We start from the raw sequence: 16,480 nt of genomic DNA on the forward strand, positions 1-16,480 counted from the left end.
ATGGGGTACTGCACTGTCATGCCCGCGGACCGGTAGGACGAACCGCCACGGCCGTCAGAGACCTGCCCGATCCGCCCCGTAGGTGGCTTGCGACAAGGTGAAACCCTCGTACATCAGCTGATCGATGAGGCCCTGCCGGGAGAACGACGTGAATTCCAGATAGTTCTCGGCCGACTTCGCCGCCTGTTCGTCGTAATCCGGCGAGAGGTAGTCGACGGCGAACGTCGCGTCGGCAGTCGAGAAGTCCTCGTACTCGAGTTGGTCGATGAGACCCGACCGTGAGAAGGCGGTGAAGGACAGGTAGTTCTCGGCCGACCGGACGGCATTACGCTGCGCGGCAGTCATGCCCGACGACGGCGCGGCGGTCGGTGCTGCCGCGGGGGCCGTCGAGCGAGGGGGCGCCGTCGTCACCGGGACGGTCGTCACCGGCACGACGGGGCGAACCGGTTCCGTCGTCACCGGACTCAGGGGCGGTGTGGTCGTCGTAGTGGGCACGCTCGACGAGGTCGTCGTGACCGCCGAACGCGACGTGGTCGCCGAGGCGGCCGCCGTGACATCGGTGTCCGCCGGTCCGCCCACGGCGGCACCGATCGCGACGGCCACCAACGCCGCCGCCGCAACACCGCCCGCGATCCACGGCCACTTCTGGCGCCGCCGCGCAGCAACCGGCGGTGGGAAGGTGCTCCCCTGGTCGGCCGCGTGCAGAGCGGCGGTCCACTGCTGCCCGTCCCACCATCGGAGATAGGGCGAACCTTCGGGATCCGGGTGCCAGCCCGGTGGCGGTGTCATGCCGGATTCACACCCGATAACGAACCAAACGTTACCGTCGGGCTCACTCCGGACCCGTGGCCACCGGGCGGTCCGGGTCCGACGACCACGCCGACCAGGATCCGGGGAAGAGGGCGGCGTCGATCCCGGCGAGGGCGAGCGCGGCCACCTCGTGCGCGGCCGTGACCCCCGACCCGCAGTAGACCCCGACGGTGTCCCCGGCTCGAATTCCGATGTCGGCGAATCGTTCTCGCAGCTCCGCCGGGGAGCGGAACCGTCCGTCCGCGCCCACGTTGTTCGCGGTCGGGGCGCTCACGGCCCCGGGGATGTGACCCGCCCTCGGGTCCATCGGCTCGACCTCACCGCGGTACCGCTCCCCCGCCCGCGCGTCGAGCAGCACGCCGGGAAAATCGGCTGCGTCGTCGGCCGTCAGCGTCGGCATCGCCCCCGGCCGGAGCACCACGTCACCCGTCGCACGCGAGGTCTCGTCGCCGGACCGGATTGGCAGGCCCGCGTCCTGCCAGGCGGTCAGTCCGCCGTCCAGCATCCGCACGTCGTCGTGCCCCGCCCACCGCAGCAGCCACCAGGCGCGGGCCGCGGCCTGGTTGCCGGTCGCGTCGTAGACCACGACGGGTGTGTCCGCGCCGATCCCCCACCGCCGCGCCGACGCCTGCAGCTCGGTGATGTCGGGGAGGGGATGCCGTCCGTCCGTTGCGACGCCGGCGCCCGAAAGTTCGGTGGGTAGGTCGACGTAGATCGCGGTGGGGATGTGATTGTCGCGGTAGCGCTCGTGGCCGTCGGTGCGCCCCAGAGCCCACCGGACGTCGAGCAGGACGGGTGGGTTCCGATCGATCGACGACGCCAGCTCGGACACGCTCACGAGGATGTCGGTCATGGCCCCGAGCCTAGGACGCGCCAGGCGTCCGCGCCCGGCCGCTTGCCAAGACGGAAAGTCGGTGGTTCACTTTCCGTATCGGAAAGACACTGTTCCAGACCGAGGAGGCACGATGAGCGACGACTTCTCCCCCGCCGACGCCCTCGCCGCAGTGCAGGCCCAACGCGACAAGCTGGCCGAGGATGCGGCGTCGCCGCGCGGCTACCACCTGATCCTCGCGCTGGCGGCCGGCGTTCTGATCGCCTCTCCGTTCTGGGACAGCCTCTGGGTGGTCGCCGTGGTCTACGTGGCGTTCTTCCTGATCCTGTGGGGTCTGGTCACCTGGTACAAGCGCGCCAAGGGCATGTGGATCAACGGTCTCGACCAGCGCCCCGCACGCGTGTACTCGGCCACGGCCGGCGCGATCGGTGGCGGCGGGTTCGCGGCGTCCCTGGTGGCGGAATGGTTCCTGCACTTGCACGGCGCAAGCCTGGTCCTCGCCGTGATCGCCGTGCCGACCATGACCTGGCTCGGCTACCGCTGGGACGCGGCCTACGAGCAGGAACTGCGGGAGTCGGCGTGACGGTCACCCCCGCATTCGATCCCGTCATCCACGCGCCGCTCCGGCTCCGGATCTGCGCCCTGCTCGCGCCGGTGACCTCGATGGAGTTCGCCACCCTGCGCGGTCACCTGGACGTCAGCGAATCCGTGCTGAGCAAGCACCTCAAGACGCTCGAGGACGCCGGCCACATCCGGATTCGCAAGGCCACCAGCAACTCCCGTGTCCGCACCAGCGCCGCGATGACACCGGAGGGCAGAGCTGCGTACGACGCACACGTGGCCGAACTCCGACGCATCGTGGGAAGCTGACCCGATCGTCCATCGCCGACAGGGCACCGTTCGCGTACCCACCCAGAGATGCGCCGTGGGCGACCCGCGGTCTCTGTTACCGTACTCGTCGGTCGGTACCCCGGCTTTCGTTTCTCGGAGCCATCACACACTTCGTCGAGGATCACGTGGCGCGCAAGCACATCAGCAACACAACTGGCCCCCTTACGGTTCGCGATTTCCGCGCCACGTCTCGCCGGACCGAGGTAACGGTCGACCTGGGATCGCGATCGGTGGACGTCTGGACCGAGAGCAACGTACCCGTCGACACCACCGCCACCCCCTGGCTTCCGACTCTGACGGTCACGATGTCCGACCACGACATCGACACGCACTGGCCCGCCGACACCGAGGTGGACGGTGACGCGTTGGACGGGGCGGGTCGCGCGCTCGACCTGCTGACCACGTGGTATCCCGATGCCCACGGCGGACGCCACGTCGGCGTTCGCCGGAGGGCCGGCGTACCCACGCCCGAACACCGCGGCGTCGCCTGCTTTTTCTCCGGCGGCGTCGATTCGTTCTATTCGACCCTCCGCAACCTCGACGAGATCACCCATGTCGTGCTGGTGCACGGACTCGACATCAGCCTCGACAACACCGAGTTGTGGGACGAGACGGTGCGTCGAACCGCCATCGCCGCAAGAGATCTTGACAAAGAGTTGATCCTGGTCCGCACCAATATCAGGAAGCTGCATCACAAATTCGGTCCGAATTGGCAGCATCGAGCGCACGGAGCGTTTCTGGCGCACATCGCGCTCGTCCTCGCACCGCACGTTCATCGCGTCTACATCCCGGCATCAAAGGACGACAGCCGACTCATTCCCTACGGCACCCACCCCGAACTCGACCCTCTGTGGTCGAGTTCGGACGTCGACATCGTGCACGACGGCACCGACCGGCGGCTTCGGAAGTTGGAATTGCTGGCCGAGTCCGCCCCGGCCATGGCCCATCTGCGAGTGTGCTGGTGGAATCTGTCCACCGACTACAACTGCGGTCGGTGCGAGAAATGCCTGCGAACGATGATCGGGCTCGACATTCTGTCGGCCCTCGACAGATGCAGCACCCTTCCGCATCGCATCGACCCACGGGAAGTGCGGCGCATGTACCTCACAGCCGGTGGCGACGGTGGACGGATCTACGCCGGCGAGAATCTCGAGGATCTTCAAGCGCGCGGAGCGGGCGACTCCGAGATCGCGCATGCACTGTCCTTCGCACTGCATCGCGGGCGCATCCGCAATGCGCTGGTGACGGCCCGTTTCGTCCGTCAGATCATCAGCGGGATCCTCGGACACTGGTGCCGGAACGCTTTCCACTGGGCGCGGTACGGCACCGCACACGGTGAACCGCTCGCAGACGGACCTCCGTCGACCTGACGGCTTGCCCGTCTACCGCACCGCCAGTTCCAGGGCGATCCCGTCGAGAATGTCGTGCTCGCTGACCACCAACGAGTCGATCCCCGACTCGGCACCGATGTGGTCGGCCAGCGCGGCGGTCACCAGCGACCCACCACCGATCACGTCGACCCGGCCCGGATGCATCGACCCGATGGCCGCACGCTGCTCCCGCGTCATGCCCACCAGCCGGTCGCACACCTCGTGCAGCTCTCCGAACCCGATGCGCGACAGGTGAATACGGTCCGGGTCGTAGGACGGCAGATCCTGCGCGACCGCCGCGATGGTCGTCATGGTGCCGGCCACGCCCACCCAGGTCCGCGCCTGCGCGACCGGTACCGCCTGGAACGCCGGCGCCAGACGCTCGGCGACGAACTCCCGCGCCGCACCGATCTCGGCCGCAGTGGGCGGGTCGGACGCGAGGCACCGCTCGGTCAACCGCACGCATCCGATGTCGGCCGAGTGGGCCGCGCTCACACCGGACGCGTCGCCGAGAACGAGCTCAGTGGATCCCCCGCCGAGATCGACCACCAGGAACGGGCCGTCGGCCGAATCGAGATCGCCGACCGCGCCCGCGAACGACAATCGCGCTTCCTCGTCGCCCGTCACCACTTCGGCGACGGCGCCGGCGGCCACAGGTTTCAACAGCCGAGAGGTCATGTCGAAGAACAGGTCTCGGTTCGCAGCATCGCGGGTAGCGGACGTCGCCACCATCCGCACCGCGTCGACCCCACCGAGCCCGCCGATGATGTCGACGTACTCCGCCAACGCCACGCGCGTGCGCTCGATCGCCTCGGGGACGAAGGCACCCGTGGCGTCGACTCCCTGCCCGAGCCGCACGACGCGCATCTCGCGCGCCAGGTCACGCAGCCCGGTGGCGCCGGCCTCGACGTCGGCCACCAACAGTCGGATCGAATTGGTGCCGCAGTCGATCGCCGCGACCCTCACGAGCGGAGGTCCTCGATCGTGGGCCACTCCGCCGGCAGCGCGGTCCCGCGCAGCGGACCCTCCGCGGCCAGAGCCACCGACTCGTCACCCAGAGGGTTCACCCCCGGCCCCTTGGCCAGTGAGTGGGCCATGAGCACGTGCAGGCACTTGACACGGTCCGGCATACCGCCGCCGGTGAAGGTGGTTCCGAGAGAACCGATCTCGTCGCGCTCGGCGAGGTACGACTCGTGGGCGCGGCGATAGTGCGCCGCGAGATCGGCGTCGGTGCCGAGACGCTCGGTCATCTCTCGCATGACACCGGCGGACTCCTGACGGGACGCTTCGGCGGTGAGCCGCGGGTCCGTCAGGTAGTAGAGCGTGGGGAACGGCGTGCCGTCCGGCAGCGTCGGCGCCGTCTTCACGACGGCCGGCCGACCGTCCGGGGTGCGATAGGCCACCGCGAGCACACCACGAGGCTCACGGCCCAGTTGCTGCGCGACCACCGCCAGATCCTCGGGGGACACGTCGGTCATGACGAGAGAACTTCCTTCGATCGAACGGGCATGAGCGCCGGTCGGCACTGTCAGCGCGGCACGGTCGCGGTGGACCACAACTCGCTGTACCAGGGGCCGGGGGGAGGCGGAGGCGGATCGTTCGCGATGTCGGATCGTGCTCGCGCGCCGGGCAACTGCACCTGGTACGGCGTCTCGCCGGGCATCACGAAGCCGAGCCGCTCGCGCGCCTGGGCGGTGATGTACGCGGGGTCGTCGCTCTGGTCCTTGCGAATCTGCAGGTCCCGCACCCGTTCCTCGAGCACGACCCGCTCGGCGGCGACGTCGGCCGCATCCGACCGCTGGGAGACGTAGGTGCGCAGCGGGTACGCGAGGGTCAGCGCCAGCGCGCACACCACCACGGCGAGAATCACGGCTTTGCCGGTGGACAAGCCGAGGAAAGTGCGTTCGCCGCCCCCCTCGGCGCGTCCCTGCCGACCTCGTCGGCCGACCAGGGCCGCGCCGTCGGTGAGGACGTCGTCGACCAGCCCGGCCACACCCCGCGCGCCCGAGCCCCGCCGCCGGGTGGACCGACCGGGACGGTCCCCGCGCCGCGACGATCGGCCCTCGGGCCGCGCCGCGGGACGGTTCCCGTTCCGGTCGGACGTCACCGCGATCAGTCCTTGGCGAAGTCGAGACGCGGGAACGCCAGGTCCCCGGCGTAGCGCGCGGCGTCGCCGAGCGCTTCCTCGATGCGCAGGAGTTGGTTGTACTTGGCGACGCGCTCGCTGCGGGCGGGCGCGCCGGTCTTGATCTGCCCGCTGCCCACGGCGACCGCGAGGTCGGCGATGGTGGTGTCCTCGGTCTCGCCGCTGCGGTGGCTCATCATCGTGCGGTAGCCACTGCGGTGCGCGAGCTCGACGGCATCGAGGGTCTCGGTGAGGGTGCCGATCTGGTTGACCTTCACCAGCAGTGCGTTGGCGGCACCCTTGACGATGCCCTCCTCGAGGCGCTCGGGATTGGTGACGAACAGATCGTCGCCCACCAGCTGCACGCGCTCGCCGATGCTGTCGGTGAGGGCGACCCAGCCGTCCCAGTCGTTCTCGTCCAGCGGGTCCTCGATGGACACCAGCGGGTACTGATCGAGCAGCCCGGCGTAGAACGCGGACATCTCCTCCGACGAGCGGGTGGTCCCCTCGAAGGCGTATCCCGTTCCGGCGGTGTAGAACTCGGTGGCGGCGACGTCGAGCGCCAGCGCGATGTCGGAGCCCAGCGTCAGCCCCGTCTTGCCGATGGCCTCGGCGATCAGATCGAGCGCGGCCGTGGTACCGGCGAGGTCGGGCGCGAAGCCGCCCTCGTCACCGAGACCCGTCGACAGTCCCTTGCTCTTCAGCACGGACTTCAGGGCGTGGTAGACCTCGGCGCCCCAGCGCAGCGACTCCTTGAAGGTGGGTGCGCCGACGGGCGCGATCATGAACTCCTGGACGTCGACGCCGCTGTCGGCGTGCGCGCCACCGTTGATGATGTTCATCATCGGCACCGGCAGGACGTGGGCGTTCGGTCCGCCGAGGTAGCGGAAGAGCTCGAGGCCGGCGGACTCCGCGGCACCCTTGGCGACGGCGAGCGAGACGCCGAGCAGCGCGTTGGCGCCCAGCCGCGACTTGTCGGGGGTGCCGTCGAGGTCGAGCAAAGTCTGGTCGACGGCGCGCTGCTCGATGGCGTCGAGACCGATGACGGCCGGAGCGATGTCGTCGAGCACCGCGTTCACGGCCTTCTGCACACCCTTGCCGCCGTAGCGATCGCCACCGTCACGCAGCTCGACGGCCTCGTGCTCGCCGGTGGACGCACCGGACGGGACGGCGGCGCGGGTGAGCGTGCCGTCGTCGAGCGCGACCTCGACCTCGACCGTGGGGTTGCCACGGGAGTCGAGAATCTCGCGAGCTCCGACCTGTTCGATGATGGCCACGACTGAACTCCTAGCAAAGCGATGGGCGGACCTGACACGGTTCGCAGACAGACTAGCCGCCACGCCGTCCCGCCCGACGCCCGACGCGCAGGGCCGTCGACCCCGCTACGGCGACGTCCCCACCGAGTACGCCGCCGCCGCGTCGCGTACGTCCCGCGCGTAGGCGCCGGATCGGTTGTAGGCCAGCAGCGCTCGCTGCCACCCCTCCGGGGTGGTCAGGTCCCCGCCCGACGCGCAGAGATACCGGCCGGCGGACAACGCCGCGTCGTCGAGGGTGTCGGGATCGGCCCGACCGTCGCCGTTGGCGTCGACTCCCCACTTCCGCCACGTCTCCGGGATGAACTGCATCGGCCCCATTGCCCGGTCCAGGACCGGGTCACCGTCGAGTTCGCCGCCGTCCGTGTCACGAATCTCGGCGTTCCCCGCGGTGCCGTCCAGCGGAACCCCACGGATGGGCGGCGACACCACCGAGTCGGGCCCGACGGTCGACCCGCGGAAGGTGCCGTGCCGGGACTCGACGTAGCCGATGCCCGCGAGCGTGGTCCACGCCAGTCCGCACTCGGGCGCCGAGCGCGCCATCACGGCGGCGGCGTGGCCATACGCCTCGATCGCGGTTCGCCCCACCCCCGTCGAGTCGGCGATGGGAGCGGCCCAATCGGCGAGCAGGTCCGCGGTGCGACCGGGCCCGTCGACGTCGATCGCGGGGACGGGAACGCCGGGCGCGGGCGGGACGCCCTCGGGAATCTCGACGCGCGGCCCGGTGGTGGTTCCGCATGCCGTCAGCACCAGCGTGCCCGTCACGACCGCGACGAGCGCCGCCCGGGATCGGTGGGGGCCGACAGGGTCACGGAATCGGTCGCGGCGGCGGGATGCGGGCACGGTCCCATCATCCCGAGCGAAGGTAATAGGACCCTAAAGAGAAGCAAAAAACCAGGTCCAGGGCTGTTTTGACGGGCCCGACCGTGTAGCTTCCTCGCTCGGACAAGGTTTGCCTAACCTCCGATCTCTCCGATCCATCTCCGTCAGCCCATCGTCGATCCCCCCGGGAGCCGCAGTGTCCGTCGTCCTCGCCGCCGCGTCGACACCCGGCGTCGCCACCCAGATCGCCGGCAGCGCCCTCATCGGGCTCCGCGAGGGCCTCGAAACCGGCATCGTCGTGACGATCCTCGTGGCGTTCCTGGTGAAGTCGAACCGTCGCGACGCTCTGCGGTGGGTCTGGACCGGCGTGATCGCCGCCGTCGCCATGGTGATCGGCGTGTTCGCCGTCATCCACTGGGGGACCTCGACCGTCACCGGCCTGACGGCCGAGATCGTCGCCGGCGCAGCATCGCTGGTCGCGGTCGCGATCGTCACCACCATGGTCCTCTGGATGCGCCGGGCCGCCGCGACGATCTCCGGGACCCTGCGCACCGGGCTCGCCCGCGCCCTCGACGTCGGCCCCGCCGCCCTGGTGTCGCTGTCGTTCCTGGCCGTCGGCCGCGAAGGCATCGAGACCGCCCTGCTCATGGTCGGGTACGCCGAGAACGCGGCAAGCAGTCCCTGGCCGCTCGTGGGGCTGCTCGTCGGCATCGCGATCGCCGCCGCCCTCACTGTCGCTCTCTACGCCGGCGCCATCCGCATCGACCTCGCCCGTTTCTTCCGTTGGACCGGAGTCGCGTTGATCGCGGTCGCCGCCGGCATCCTCGGCTACGGCGTCCGCGCACTCCAGATCGGCGGCGTCGTGCCCGGCGGTGACGCGATCGTATTCGACCTCGGTTCCTGGTGGGACGCCGGCAGCTGGTACGGCACCCTCGTCGCCGGCGTCCTCAACCTGCGTCCCGATCCGACGGTGCTGCAACTTCTCGCGTGGGCGACCTACCTCGTCGTCGTCCTCGCTCTCTTCCTCCGGCCGACGCCCGTGCCCGCCGCACGCTCGGCCGCGCCCGCCCCCGCCGCGTCCTGACCGCACCACCGAGCACTTCCCACCCGCTCCGCACCCGCCCGAGTCCCTCCCACCCGCTCCGCACCCCGCCCGAGTCCCTCCCACCCGCTCCGCACCCCGCCCGCCTCGAAAGGCATCACCCATGTACGCCGCCCGTCGACGGACCGCCCTGGCCGTCTGCCTCGCCCTGCCCGTCGTCATCGCCGGCTGCACCGCCAAGACCCCTGCGGACGCCTCCGCCGACGGCGAGATCGCCGTCGAGGCCACCGACTCCGCCTGCACCGTCGCCCGCTCGGAGGCCGCCACCGGCCCGTCGACCTTCCGCATCACCAACAGCGGGTCCTCGGTCACCGAGTTCTACGTCTACGGCGAGGGCGACCGGGTCATGGGCGAGGTCGAGAACATCGGCCCCGGCCTGTCACGGCAGCTCGTCGTCTCCCTCCCCCAGCCGGGGACGTACCGCACCGCATGCAAGCCCGGCATGGTGGGCGACGGGATCCGCGGCGACTTCGTCGTCACCGGCGACGCCGTGACCAGGGACGACGACGGCGCGCTCGCCGATGCCGCCGACGGCTACCTGCGGTACGTGCGCGCGCAGACCACCGCCCTGCGCGAGACGACGGGCGGGTTCGTCGACGCCGTCGTCGCCGGGAACGTCGACTCCGCGAAGGCGCAGTACCCGCTGGTCCGGACGTACTACGAGCGCATCGAACCCGTGGCCGAGAGCTTCCCCGACGACCTCGATCCGCGCATCGATCTGCGCGAACCCGACGTCGAGCCCGGCGATCGGTGGACCGGCTTCCACCGCCTCGAGAAGGATCTCTGGGCGCAGGGCCTCCAGCCCGACACCGCCGAGATCGCCGAGCAGTTGCGGTCGGACGTCGACGAACTCGTGCGCGGAGTCGACTCGGCCGACTTCGTCCTCGACCCGGTCACCGTCGCCGGCGGCGCGCAGGGCCTGCTCGACGAGGTGGCCCAGACCAAGATCACCGGTGAGGAGGACGTGTACTCGCACACGGACCTCTACGACTTCCAGGCCAACGTCGACGGGTCGCAGGCGGCCGTCGCGGCCCTCGACCCGATCCTGCGCGCGAAGGACGCCGAGCTCGCCGACACCATCGCTGCGCGCTTCGCGGATCTCGACGCGGAGTTGGCCCGATACCGCACGGGCGAGACCTTCGTCTCGTACGACACCGTGACCGAGCCGCAGCGCCAGCAGCTCTCGCAGAAGATCGACGCGCTGTCGGCGTCGGTGAGTCGGGTGCAGGGAGTCGTCGCCGGTGCCTGAGCTGTCCCGGCGCTCCGTCCTCGCCGGCGCCGGGCTGGGCGCGGTCGCCGTCGGGGCGGGGGTCGCTCTGGGACGCGGAACCGCCCCCGACCCGGCGACCGTCGCGACGGCCGGCGCGGCCGACACCGTGGTGCCGTTCCGCGGCGCCCATCAGGCGGGCATCGTCACCCCCGCGCAGGACCGCATGCACATGACGGCGTTCGACGTCACCACCACCTCGCGCGCGGACCTTCTGGACCTGCTGCGCACGTGGACCCGGATGGCCGAGCGGATGACCCTCGGCGCGGAGGCCGAGCCCGGCGGCGTCGTCGGCGACGGGCCGTACTCCCCGCCGAGCGACACCGGCGAAGCCCACGGCCTCGCCGCGGCGCACCTGACTCTGACCATCGGATTCGGACCGAGCCTGTTCGACAAGCTCGGCCTCGCCGACCGCAGACCGGCGGCGCTGCAGGAGCTTCCGCGCTTTCCCGGTGACGCGCTCGACCCGGCGCGCAGCGGCGGCGACCTGGTGATCCAGGCCTGCGCCGACGATCCGCAGGTGGCCGTGCACGCCGTCCGCAACCTCGCCCGCGTCGCCTTCGGTACGGCGTCGGTGCGGTGGTCGCAACTCGGGTTCGGCCGCACGTCGTCGACGTCGACCACGCAGGCGACTCCGCGAAACCTCTTCGGCTTCAAGGACGGGACCAACAACGTCAAGGCAGAGGACATCGCCGCCGTCGAGCAGCACGTGTGGGCGCGATCGGGCGACGGCATGGACGGCGGCAGCTATCTCGTCGCGCGGCGCATCCGCATGCGTATCGAGCCGTGGGATCGGTCCGTGCTGGGCGAGCAGGAACGCGTGATCGGGCGCAGCAAGGGCACCGGCGCGCCTCTCGGATCCACCGACGAGTTCGATCCCGTCGACCTCGCGTCCACCGCGATCGACCGCGACGCGCACGTCCGGCTCGCCTCGGCCGAGGCACTGGGCGGCATCCGCATCCTGCGCCGGGGGTACAACTTCACCGACGGCACCGACGGATTCGGCCATCTCGACGCCGGGCTGTTCTTCGTGGCCTTCTGCGCCGACCCCGGCGCGCAGTTCGTCCCCATGCAGCAGGCCTTGGCGCGCCACGACGCGCTGAACGAGTACATCTCGCACGTCGCGTCCGGCGTCTACGCCTGCCCACCCGGTGTCGCGGAGGGGCGTGACGACGACTTCTGGGGTGCCTCGCTACTCGCCTGACACACCGTGGCCGGGAACGTCACCGGGCCAGTACTTGGTCCACGCCGGGCCGTCCAGATCCGTCGGACGGAGGCCGTCCATCGCGGCGGCGCGTTCGGCCGCACGCACGTCGGCGGCGAACGCGGTGACCCGGCGACGCAACCCGTCCTCGGCACTGTCGCCGCCGTGGTCGGGCGAGACGTCGATGCGCACGGCCAGGACGTCCTCGGGAACCAGCTCGGTAGGCAATCCCGCCCGGACCGCCCGAGTGGTCACCTGCTGGGCCAACGCGAGCGCCGGCTGACCGAACGCCACCCCGTCGAGGCAGGAGCCGCGCACCTTCTCCGCTGCCTTGCGCTCCTCCCATGCCCGTTCCTGCGCCGCGATGTCCACCGGTGCGCCCGAGGTGTCGGACAGGTGGGGACTGCGATGGGTCAGCTTGGCCACCAGTGTCGCCGCGACGTCCTCGATGTCGAACGCGTCGCTCTCGGCGTCGGCGGCGATGCGGGCATGGAACAGCACCTGCAAGAGCAGGTCGCCGAGTTCCTCCCGGACCGCGACGGCGTCGCCCGACTCGATGGCGTCGAGGAGTTCGTAGGTCTCCTCGAGGAGGTAGGTGCGGAGGGAGTCGTGGGTCTGCGTCGCCTCCCATCCACCGAGGGTGCGCAGCCGATCCATCACGTCCACGGCCTCCGCGAGCGCACCCGGCCGACGCTCGGCGGTCGGCCGATCACGAGCCTCGACGACGTCCTCGCCTCGATCGATGCGCTCGCGCACGTCGGGGTTGTCCCGGCTGGTGCTGACGAGTACCTCGGGTCGATCGTCCGGGGTCGTGGACGTGTGCGCGGCCAGCCGCCAGCGCACCGAGACGGGAACCTCCTCGGTGAACCCGACGGGCTGGTTCAGCAGCGCGATGGCCTGCACGGGAACGAGGGTGGGTCGCAGCGGGTCCAGCAGCAGAACCGTCACCGATCACACCCCACTCGGCTGCTCCACCCGGACGGAGCCCGCCGGTCGCCCGTCGAGTGCGAGCAACGCGTCGGCGACGAACTGGAGCAATTCCTCGTCGCGCACACGGGCCGAACCGACTCCACCGCCCGCGACCCGCGGGATGGGGATCTGCACCGTGCCGGTGGTGGCGCGGTACTGCGCACTGGGGTAGAGCCGCTTCAACCGTAACTGCTTGGAGTCCGGCAGGTCCATCGGCGCGATCTTGACCATCGTGCCGGCCACCGAGACGTCGACGATGCCGTACTCGCGGCACAGCATCCGGAGGCGCGCCACGGCGACCAGACGCCCGACCTCGTCGGGGATTGGCCCGTACCGGTCGGTGAGCTCATCGATCACCGCCCCGATCTCCTCCTCGTTCTGCGCCGCCGCGAGCTTCCGGTACGCCTCGAGTCGCAGCCGATCGCTGGTGACGTAGTCGGGCGGGATGTGCGCGTCGACGGGCAGGTCGATGCGCATCTCCTTCGGCGCCTCGTCGGTGGTGACGGGCCGGCCGTCCGCCACCGCGCGGTAGGCCTCGACCGCCTCCCCCACCAGCCGGACGTACAGATCGAATCCGACGCCGGCGACGTGACCCGACTGCTCCGCGCCCAGAACGTTGCCCGCGCCGCGGATCTCGAGGTCCTTCATCGCGACGGCCATGCCGGCGCCGAGGTCGGAGTTCTGCGAGATGGTGGCCAGGCGGTCGTACGCCGTCTCGGTGAGCGGCTTCTCCGCCGGATACAGGAAGTACGCGTAGCCGCGATCACGACTGCGCCCCACGCGACCGCGGAGCTGGTGCAGCTGCGACAGCCCCAGGGAATCGGCTCGCTCCACGATCAGCGTGTTGGCGTTGGAGATGTCCAGACCGGTCTCGATGATCGTGGTGCACACCAGAATGTCGTACTCGCGCTGCCAGAAGCCCTGCACGGTCTGCTCGAGCGTGTCCTCGTTCATCTGGCCGTGCGCGACCACCACCCGCGCCTCGGGCACGAGCTCGCGGATCCGCGCGGCGGCCTTGTCGATGCTGCTGACCCGGTTGTGCACGTAGAACACCTGACCGTCGCGCAGCAGTTCGCGGCGGATGGCCGCGGCCACCTGCTTGTCCTGGTACGCCCCGACGTAGGTGAGCACGGGGTGCCGCTCCTCGGGCGGGGTCAGGATGGTCGACATCTCACGGATCCCGGCCATGCTCATCTCGAGCGTGCGGGGAATCGGCGTCGCCGACATGGTGAGCACGTCGACGTGCGTGCGGAGCGCCTTGATGTGCTCCTTGTGCTCGACGCCGAAGCGCTGCTCCTCGTCCACGACGACCAGGCCGAGGTCCTTCCACCGCACACCCGTCTGCAGCAACCGATGCGTACCGACGACGATGTCGACGGTGCCCTCGGCCAGTCCCTCGAGAATCTCGCGGGACTGGGCGGGATCGGTGAAGCGGGACAGCCCTCGCACGGTCACGGGGAAGTTGGTCATGCGCTCGGTGAACGTCTGCAGGTGCTGCTGTGCGAGCAGCGTCGTCGGCACCAGCACCGCGACCTGCTTGCCGTCCTGGACGGCCTTGAACGCCGCCCGCACCGCGATCTCGGTCTTGCCGTAGCCGACGTCGCCGATCACCACGCGGTCCATGGGCACCGGCTTCTCCATGTCCGCCTTGACCTCCGCGATGACCGTCATCTGATCGACGGTCTCGGTGAAGGCGAAGGCGTCCTCCATCTCCTGCTGCCACGGCGTGTCCGGACCGTATGCGTGACCGGGCGCCGCCTGGCGCGCGGCGTAGAGCTGCACCAGCTCGCCAGCGATCTCGCGAACGGCCTTGCGCGCCTTGCGTTTGGTGTTGGTCCAGTCGGACCCGCCCAGCTTGCTCAGGCTGGGCATCTCGCCGCCGACGTAGCGGGAGAGTTGGTCGAGCGACTCCATGGGGACGAACAGTCGGTCGCCCGGGTGGCCGCGCTTGGACGGCGCGTACTCCACGACCAGGTACTCACGCCGGGCGCCGCCGACGGTGCGTTCGACCATCTCCACGAACCGGCCGATGCCGTGCTGATCGTGCACCACCATGTCCCCGGCGGTCAGGGCCAGCGGATCGACCTGGTTGCGACGCTTGGCGGGCAGGCGGCGGCCGTCACCCGCGGCGGCCACTCGGTTGCCGGTGAGATCGGCCTCGGTGACCACGACCAGTCCCGCGTCGCGCAGGATCACACCGCTCTGCAGCGATCCGCAGAGCACCGCGACGGTGTCCGGGGTCGGTTCCATACCGGGCTCGAGGTGGGTGCCGGGGACACCGGCCTCCCGCAGCCGTTCCACGGTGCGTTGCGCCGTGCCCGCTCCGGCCACGACGACGGCGACGCGCCCGCCCGTCGCCAGGTGGGCCGAGAACTGCTGGAACAGCGCGGCCAGCGCCTCCTCCGACCCGCGCACGTCGGGCGCGGTGTCGACGGGCAGGACGATCTCCTCGTCCGACCCGGACGCCAGCGGGCCGAGCGTCCACCAGGGGCGCCCCGTCGCCTCCACGGACTCGCGCACCTGCCGCAGCGAGCGGTACGCCGACGCGCTGAGGTCGAGCCCCGACGCCGGCGCGCCGTCCTGCTCGCCGTGCAGGCCACTGGTATCGAGAGCCTCCGTGTCGAGCGGCGCCGCGGCGCCGATGCTCGCGGCCGTCCACGACGCCTCGAGGAATTCGCGACCCGTTCGCACCAGATCGGTCGCGCGCGTCCGGACCTTCTCCGCGTCGCACACCAGCACGTGCGCACCGGTGGGCAGAGCGTCGGTGAGCAGTTCCAGGCCGCCCGCCTTGAGCACGGGCAGCAGCGCCTCCATACCCTCCACCGGGATACCGGCGGAGATCTTGTCGAGCATCTCCACCAGAGCGGCGTCGGACGCGTTGTTCTCGGCGAGCAGGGCGGCGCGACGGCGCACGTCCTCGTCCAGGATCATCTCGCGGCACGGCGGCGCGATGACCGAATCGACCGGAGCGTCCGGAATGGAACGCTGGTCGGCCACCGAGAAGGCCCGCACGTCGGTGACCTCGTCGCCCCAGAACTCCACGCGCACCGGATGATCCGCCGTCGGCGAGAAGAGATCGAGAATGCCGCCGCGGACCGCGAACTCGCCGCGCTTGCCCACCATGTCGACGCGGGTGTAAGCCAGCTCCACCAGCCGGGTCTGCAGGTCCTCGAAGTCGGTCTCGGTGCCGACGCGCAGTCCGATCGGTTCGATCTCGCCGAGACCGCGCGCGATCGGCTGCAGGACCGAGCGCACGGTGGTGACGACGACGCGCAGCGGTACGCCGTAGTCCGGGTCCTGTGGACGCGCGAGCCGCCGCAGCACCTCGATGCGGCGGCCGACCGTGTCGGCTCCCGGCGACAGGCGCTCGTGCGGCAGGGTCTCCCACGACGGGAACTGGGCGACGGCGTCGCCGAACATCTCGCCGAGCTCCGCCGTGAGGTCGTCCGCCTCCCGTCCGGTGGCCGTGACGACGAGCACCGGTGCGGCCTGCGCGACGGCGGCCGCGACGAACGAGCGGGCGGCCGTCGGCGCGACGACGGTGGCGGTGGGCCGCCCCGCGAGCTCGGTGATGCGGCGGAAGGACTCGTCGGACAGCGCGAGGCGGACCAGCCCGGACAACCGGCCGTCGGCCACCGGCGGTGAGGTGTCCGCAGCGGTCGGCGCAGGAGAGGACGAGGAAGAGGACAAGAACGAGCTCCTGACGGACATCGACGTGGCGCGGCCCGCACCTCACGCAGCACGCGGTGCGGCGTGCCGTGCTGCGTCGGGCGGT

General features: G+C 70.6%; 16 protein-coding genes and 1 pseudogene. 7 read left to right on the forward strand and 10 right to left on the reverse strand.

Features of this window, described 5'->3' with window-relative positions:
• Positions 1 to 54: 54 nt before the first annotated feature.
• Positions 55 to 345: an Ltp family lipoprotein gene (locus A3Q40_RS20860; RefSeq protein WP_235606290.1), complete on the reverse strand. Its 291-nt coding sequence runs from the start codon at positions 343 to 345 to the stop codon at positions 55 to 57.
• On the opposite strand from A3Q40_RS20860, the gene A3Q40_RS20865 reads away from it, so the two are divergent.
• Complete coding sequence (locus A3Q40_RS20865; protein WP_235606291.1) at positions 344 to 745, forward strand: hypothetical protein; 402 nt, start codon at positions 344 to 346, stop codon at positions 743 to 745. The genes A3Q40_RS20860 and A3Q40_RS20865 overlap by 2 nt on opposite strands.
• Here the strand turns inward: A3Q40_RS20865 and A3Q40_RS21110 are convergent.
• Together A3Q40_RS21110 and A3Q40_RS12380 are read right to left on the reverse strand one after the other, a co-directional pair.
• Positions 727 to 789 (reverse strand): annotated as a pseudogene (locus tag A3Q40_RS21110) (DUF2510 domain-containing protein); the annotation flags it as partial. The gene A3Q40_RS20865 and the pseudogene A3Q40_RS21110 overlap by 19 nt on opposite strands.
• Before the next feature lie 43 nt (positions 790 to 832).
• The gene (locus tag A3Q40_RS12380) at positions 833 to 1,663 is read right to left on the reverse strand and encodes a sulfurtransferase (RefSeq protein WP_068102583.1); all 831 of its coding nucleotides are present in this window, start codon (positions 1,661 to 1,663) and stop codon (positions 833 to 835) included.
• 112 nt (positions 1,664 to 1,775) lie between these two features.
• Here A3Q40_RS12380 and A3Q40_RS20870 point away from each other — a divergent pair, with 112 nt between their 5' ends.
• From A3Q40_RS20870 to A3Q40_RS12395, 3 genes are all read left to right on the forward strand, one after another.
• Positions 1,776 to 2,225 (forward strand): hypothetical protein, encoded by a 450-nt coding sequence (locus A3Q40_RS20870; RefSeq protein ID WP_068102585.1) that lies wholly within the window; start codon positions 1,776 to 1,778, stop codon positions 2,223 to 2,225.
• Positions 2,222 to 2,512, forward strand: coding sequence for a transcriptional regulator (locus A3Q40_RS12390; RefSeq protein ID WP_068102586.1), 291 nt, complete (start codon positions 2,222 to 2,224; stop codon positions 2,510 to 2,512). The genes A3Q40_RS20870 and A3Q40_RS12390 overlap by 4 nt, the downstream gene beginning before the upstream one ends.
• A 251-nt stretch (positions 2,513 to 2,763) precedes the next feature.
• Positions 2,764 to 3,903 carry a hypothetical protein gene (locus tag A3Q40_RS12395; RefSeq protein WP_069972948.1) on the forward strand — a complete coding sequence of 380 codons (1,140 nt, stop codon included), beginning with the start codon at positions 2,764 to 2,766 and terminating at the stop codon, positions 3,901 to 3,903.
• Between the two features lie 12 nt (positions 3,904 to 3,915).
• Here A3Q40_RS12395 and A3Q40_RS12400 read toward each other — a convergent pair whose 3' ends face one another.
• From A3Q40_RS12400 to A3Q40_RS12420, 5 genes are all read right to left on the reverse strand, one after another.
• Complete coding sequence (locus A3Q40_RS12400) at positions 3,916 to 4,869, reverse strand: Ppx/GppA phosphatase family protein (RefSeq protein ID WP_068102588.1); 954 nt, start codon at positions 4,867 to 4,869, stop codon at positions 3,916 to 3,918.
• Positions 4,866 to 5,381 carry a DUF501 domain-containing protein gene (locus A3Q40_RS12405; RefSeq protein WP_068102589.1) on the reverse strand — a complete coding sequence of 172 codons (516 nt, stop codon included), beginning with the start codon at positions 5,379 to 5,381 and terminating at the stop codon, positions 4,866 to 4,868. Before A3Q40_RS12405 ends, A3Q40_RS12400 begins: the two co-directional genes overlap by 4 nt.
• Before the next feature lie 50 nt (positions 5,382 to 5,431).
• Positions 5,432 to 6,010, reverse strand: a complete 579-nt coding sequence (locus A3Q40_RS12410; RefSeq protein ID WP_068102592.1) for an FtsB family cell division protein — start codon at positions 6,008 to 6,010, stop codon at positions 5,432 to 5,434.
• A gap of 5 nt (positions 6,011 to 6,015) precedes the next feature.
• Entirely contained in the window at positions 6,016 to 7,305 is a 1,290-nt protein-coding gene (gene eno, locus A3Q40_RS12415; protein ID WP_068102594.1) for a phosphopyruvate hydratase, read from the reverse strand.
• Between the two features lie 105 nt (positions 7,306 to 7,410).
• Positions 7,411 to 8,184 (reverse strand): lytic transglycosylase domain-containing protein, encoded by a 774-nt coding sequence (locus tag A3Q40_RS12420; RefSeq protein WP_068102595.1) that lies wholly within the window; start codon positions 8,182 to 8,184, stop codon positions 7,411 to 7,413.
• Between the two features lie 175 nt (positions 8,185 to 8,359).
• Between A3Q40_RS12420 and efeU the strand changes: the two genes are divergently transcribed.
• The 3 genes from efeU (at position 8,360) to efeB (ending at position 11,736) form a co-directional block, all read left to right on the forward strand.
• Positions 8,360 to 9,247 carry an iron uptake transporter permease EfeU gene (efeU, locus tag A3Q40_RS12425; protein ID WP_068102597.1) on the forward strand — a complete coding sequence of 296 codons (888 nt, stop codon included), beginning with the start codon at positions 8,360 to 8,362 and terminating at the stop codon, positions 9,245 to 9,247.
• A gap of 121 nt (positions 9,248 to 9,368) precedes the next feature.
• Positions 9,369 to 10,514: an iron uptake system protein EfeO gene (efeO, locus tag A3Q40_RS12430; protein WP_068102598.1), complete on the forward strand. Its 1,146-nt coding sequence runs from the start codon at positions 9,369 to 9,371 to the stop codon at positions 10,512 to 10,514.
• Entirely contained in the window at positions 10,507 to 11,736 is a 1,230-nt protein-coding gene (gene efeB, locus A3Q40_RS12435) for an iron uptake transporter deferrochelatase/peroxidase subunit (protein ID WP_068102600.1), read from the forward strand. Before efeO ends, efeB begins: the two co-directional genes overlap by 8 nt.
• Here efeB and A3Q40_RS12440 read toward each other — a convergent pair.
• Together A3Q40_RS12440 and mfd are read right to left on the reverse strand one after the other, a co-directional pair.
• Positions 11,725 to 12,684, reverse strand: coding sequence for a MazG family protein (locus tag A3Q40_RS12440; RefSeq protein ID WP_068102601.1), 960 nt, complete (start codon positions 12,682 to 12,684; stop codon positions 11,725 to 11,727). The genes efeB and A3Q40_RS12440 overlap by 12 nt on opposite strands.
• 3 nt (positions 12,685 to 12,687) lie before the next feature.
• Positions 12,688 to 16,416, reverse strand: a complete 3,729-nt coding sequence (mfd, locus tag A3Q40_RS12445; RefSeq protein WP_082833898.1) for a transcription-repair coupling factor — start codon at positions 16,414 to 16,416, stop codon at positions 12,688 to 12,690.
• Positions 16,417 to 16,480 lie beyond the last annotated feature (64 nt).

The organism is Rhodococcus sp. PBTS 1, assembly GCF_001620025.1.
GTDB classification, from domain to species: Bacteria; Actinomycetota; Actinomycetes; order Mycobacteriales; family Mycobacteriaceae; genus Rhodococcoides; species Rhodococcoides kroppenstedtii.

Coding starts and splice junctions, on each gene's coding strand:
- A3Q40_RS20865 (WP_235606291.1), top strand. CDS start 344: ATGCCCGACGACGGCGCGGCGGTCGGTGCTGCCGCGGGGGCCGTCGAG.
- A3Q40_RS20860 (WP_235606290.1), bottom strand. CDS start 345: ATGACTGCCGCGCAGCGTAATGCCGTCCGGTCGGCCGAGAACTACCTG.
- A3Q40_RS12380 (WP_068102583.1), bottom strand. CDS start 1,663: ATGACCGACATCCTCGTGAGCGTGTCCGAGCTGGCGTCGTCGATCGAT.
- A3Q40_RS20870 (WP_068102585.1), top strand. CDS start 1,776: ATGAGCGACGACTTCTCCCCCGCCGACGCCCTCGCCGCAGTGCAGGCC.
- A3Q40_RS12405 (WP_068102589.1), bottom strand. CDS start 5,381: ATGACCGACGTGTCCCCCGAGGATCTGGCGGTGGTCGCGCAGCAACTG.
- efeO (WP_068102598.1), top strand. CDS start 9,369: ATGTACGCCGCCCGTCGACGGACCGCCCTGGCCGTCTGCCTCGCCCTG.
- mfd (WP_082833898.1), bottom strand. CDS start 16,416: ATGTCCGTCAGGAGCTCGTTCTTGTCCTCTTCCTCGTCCTCTCCTGCG.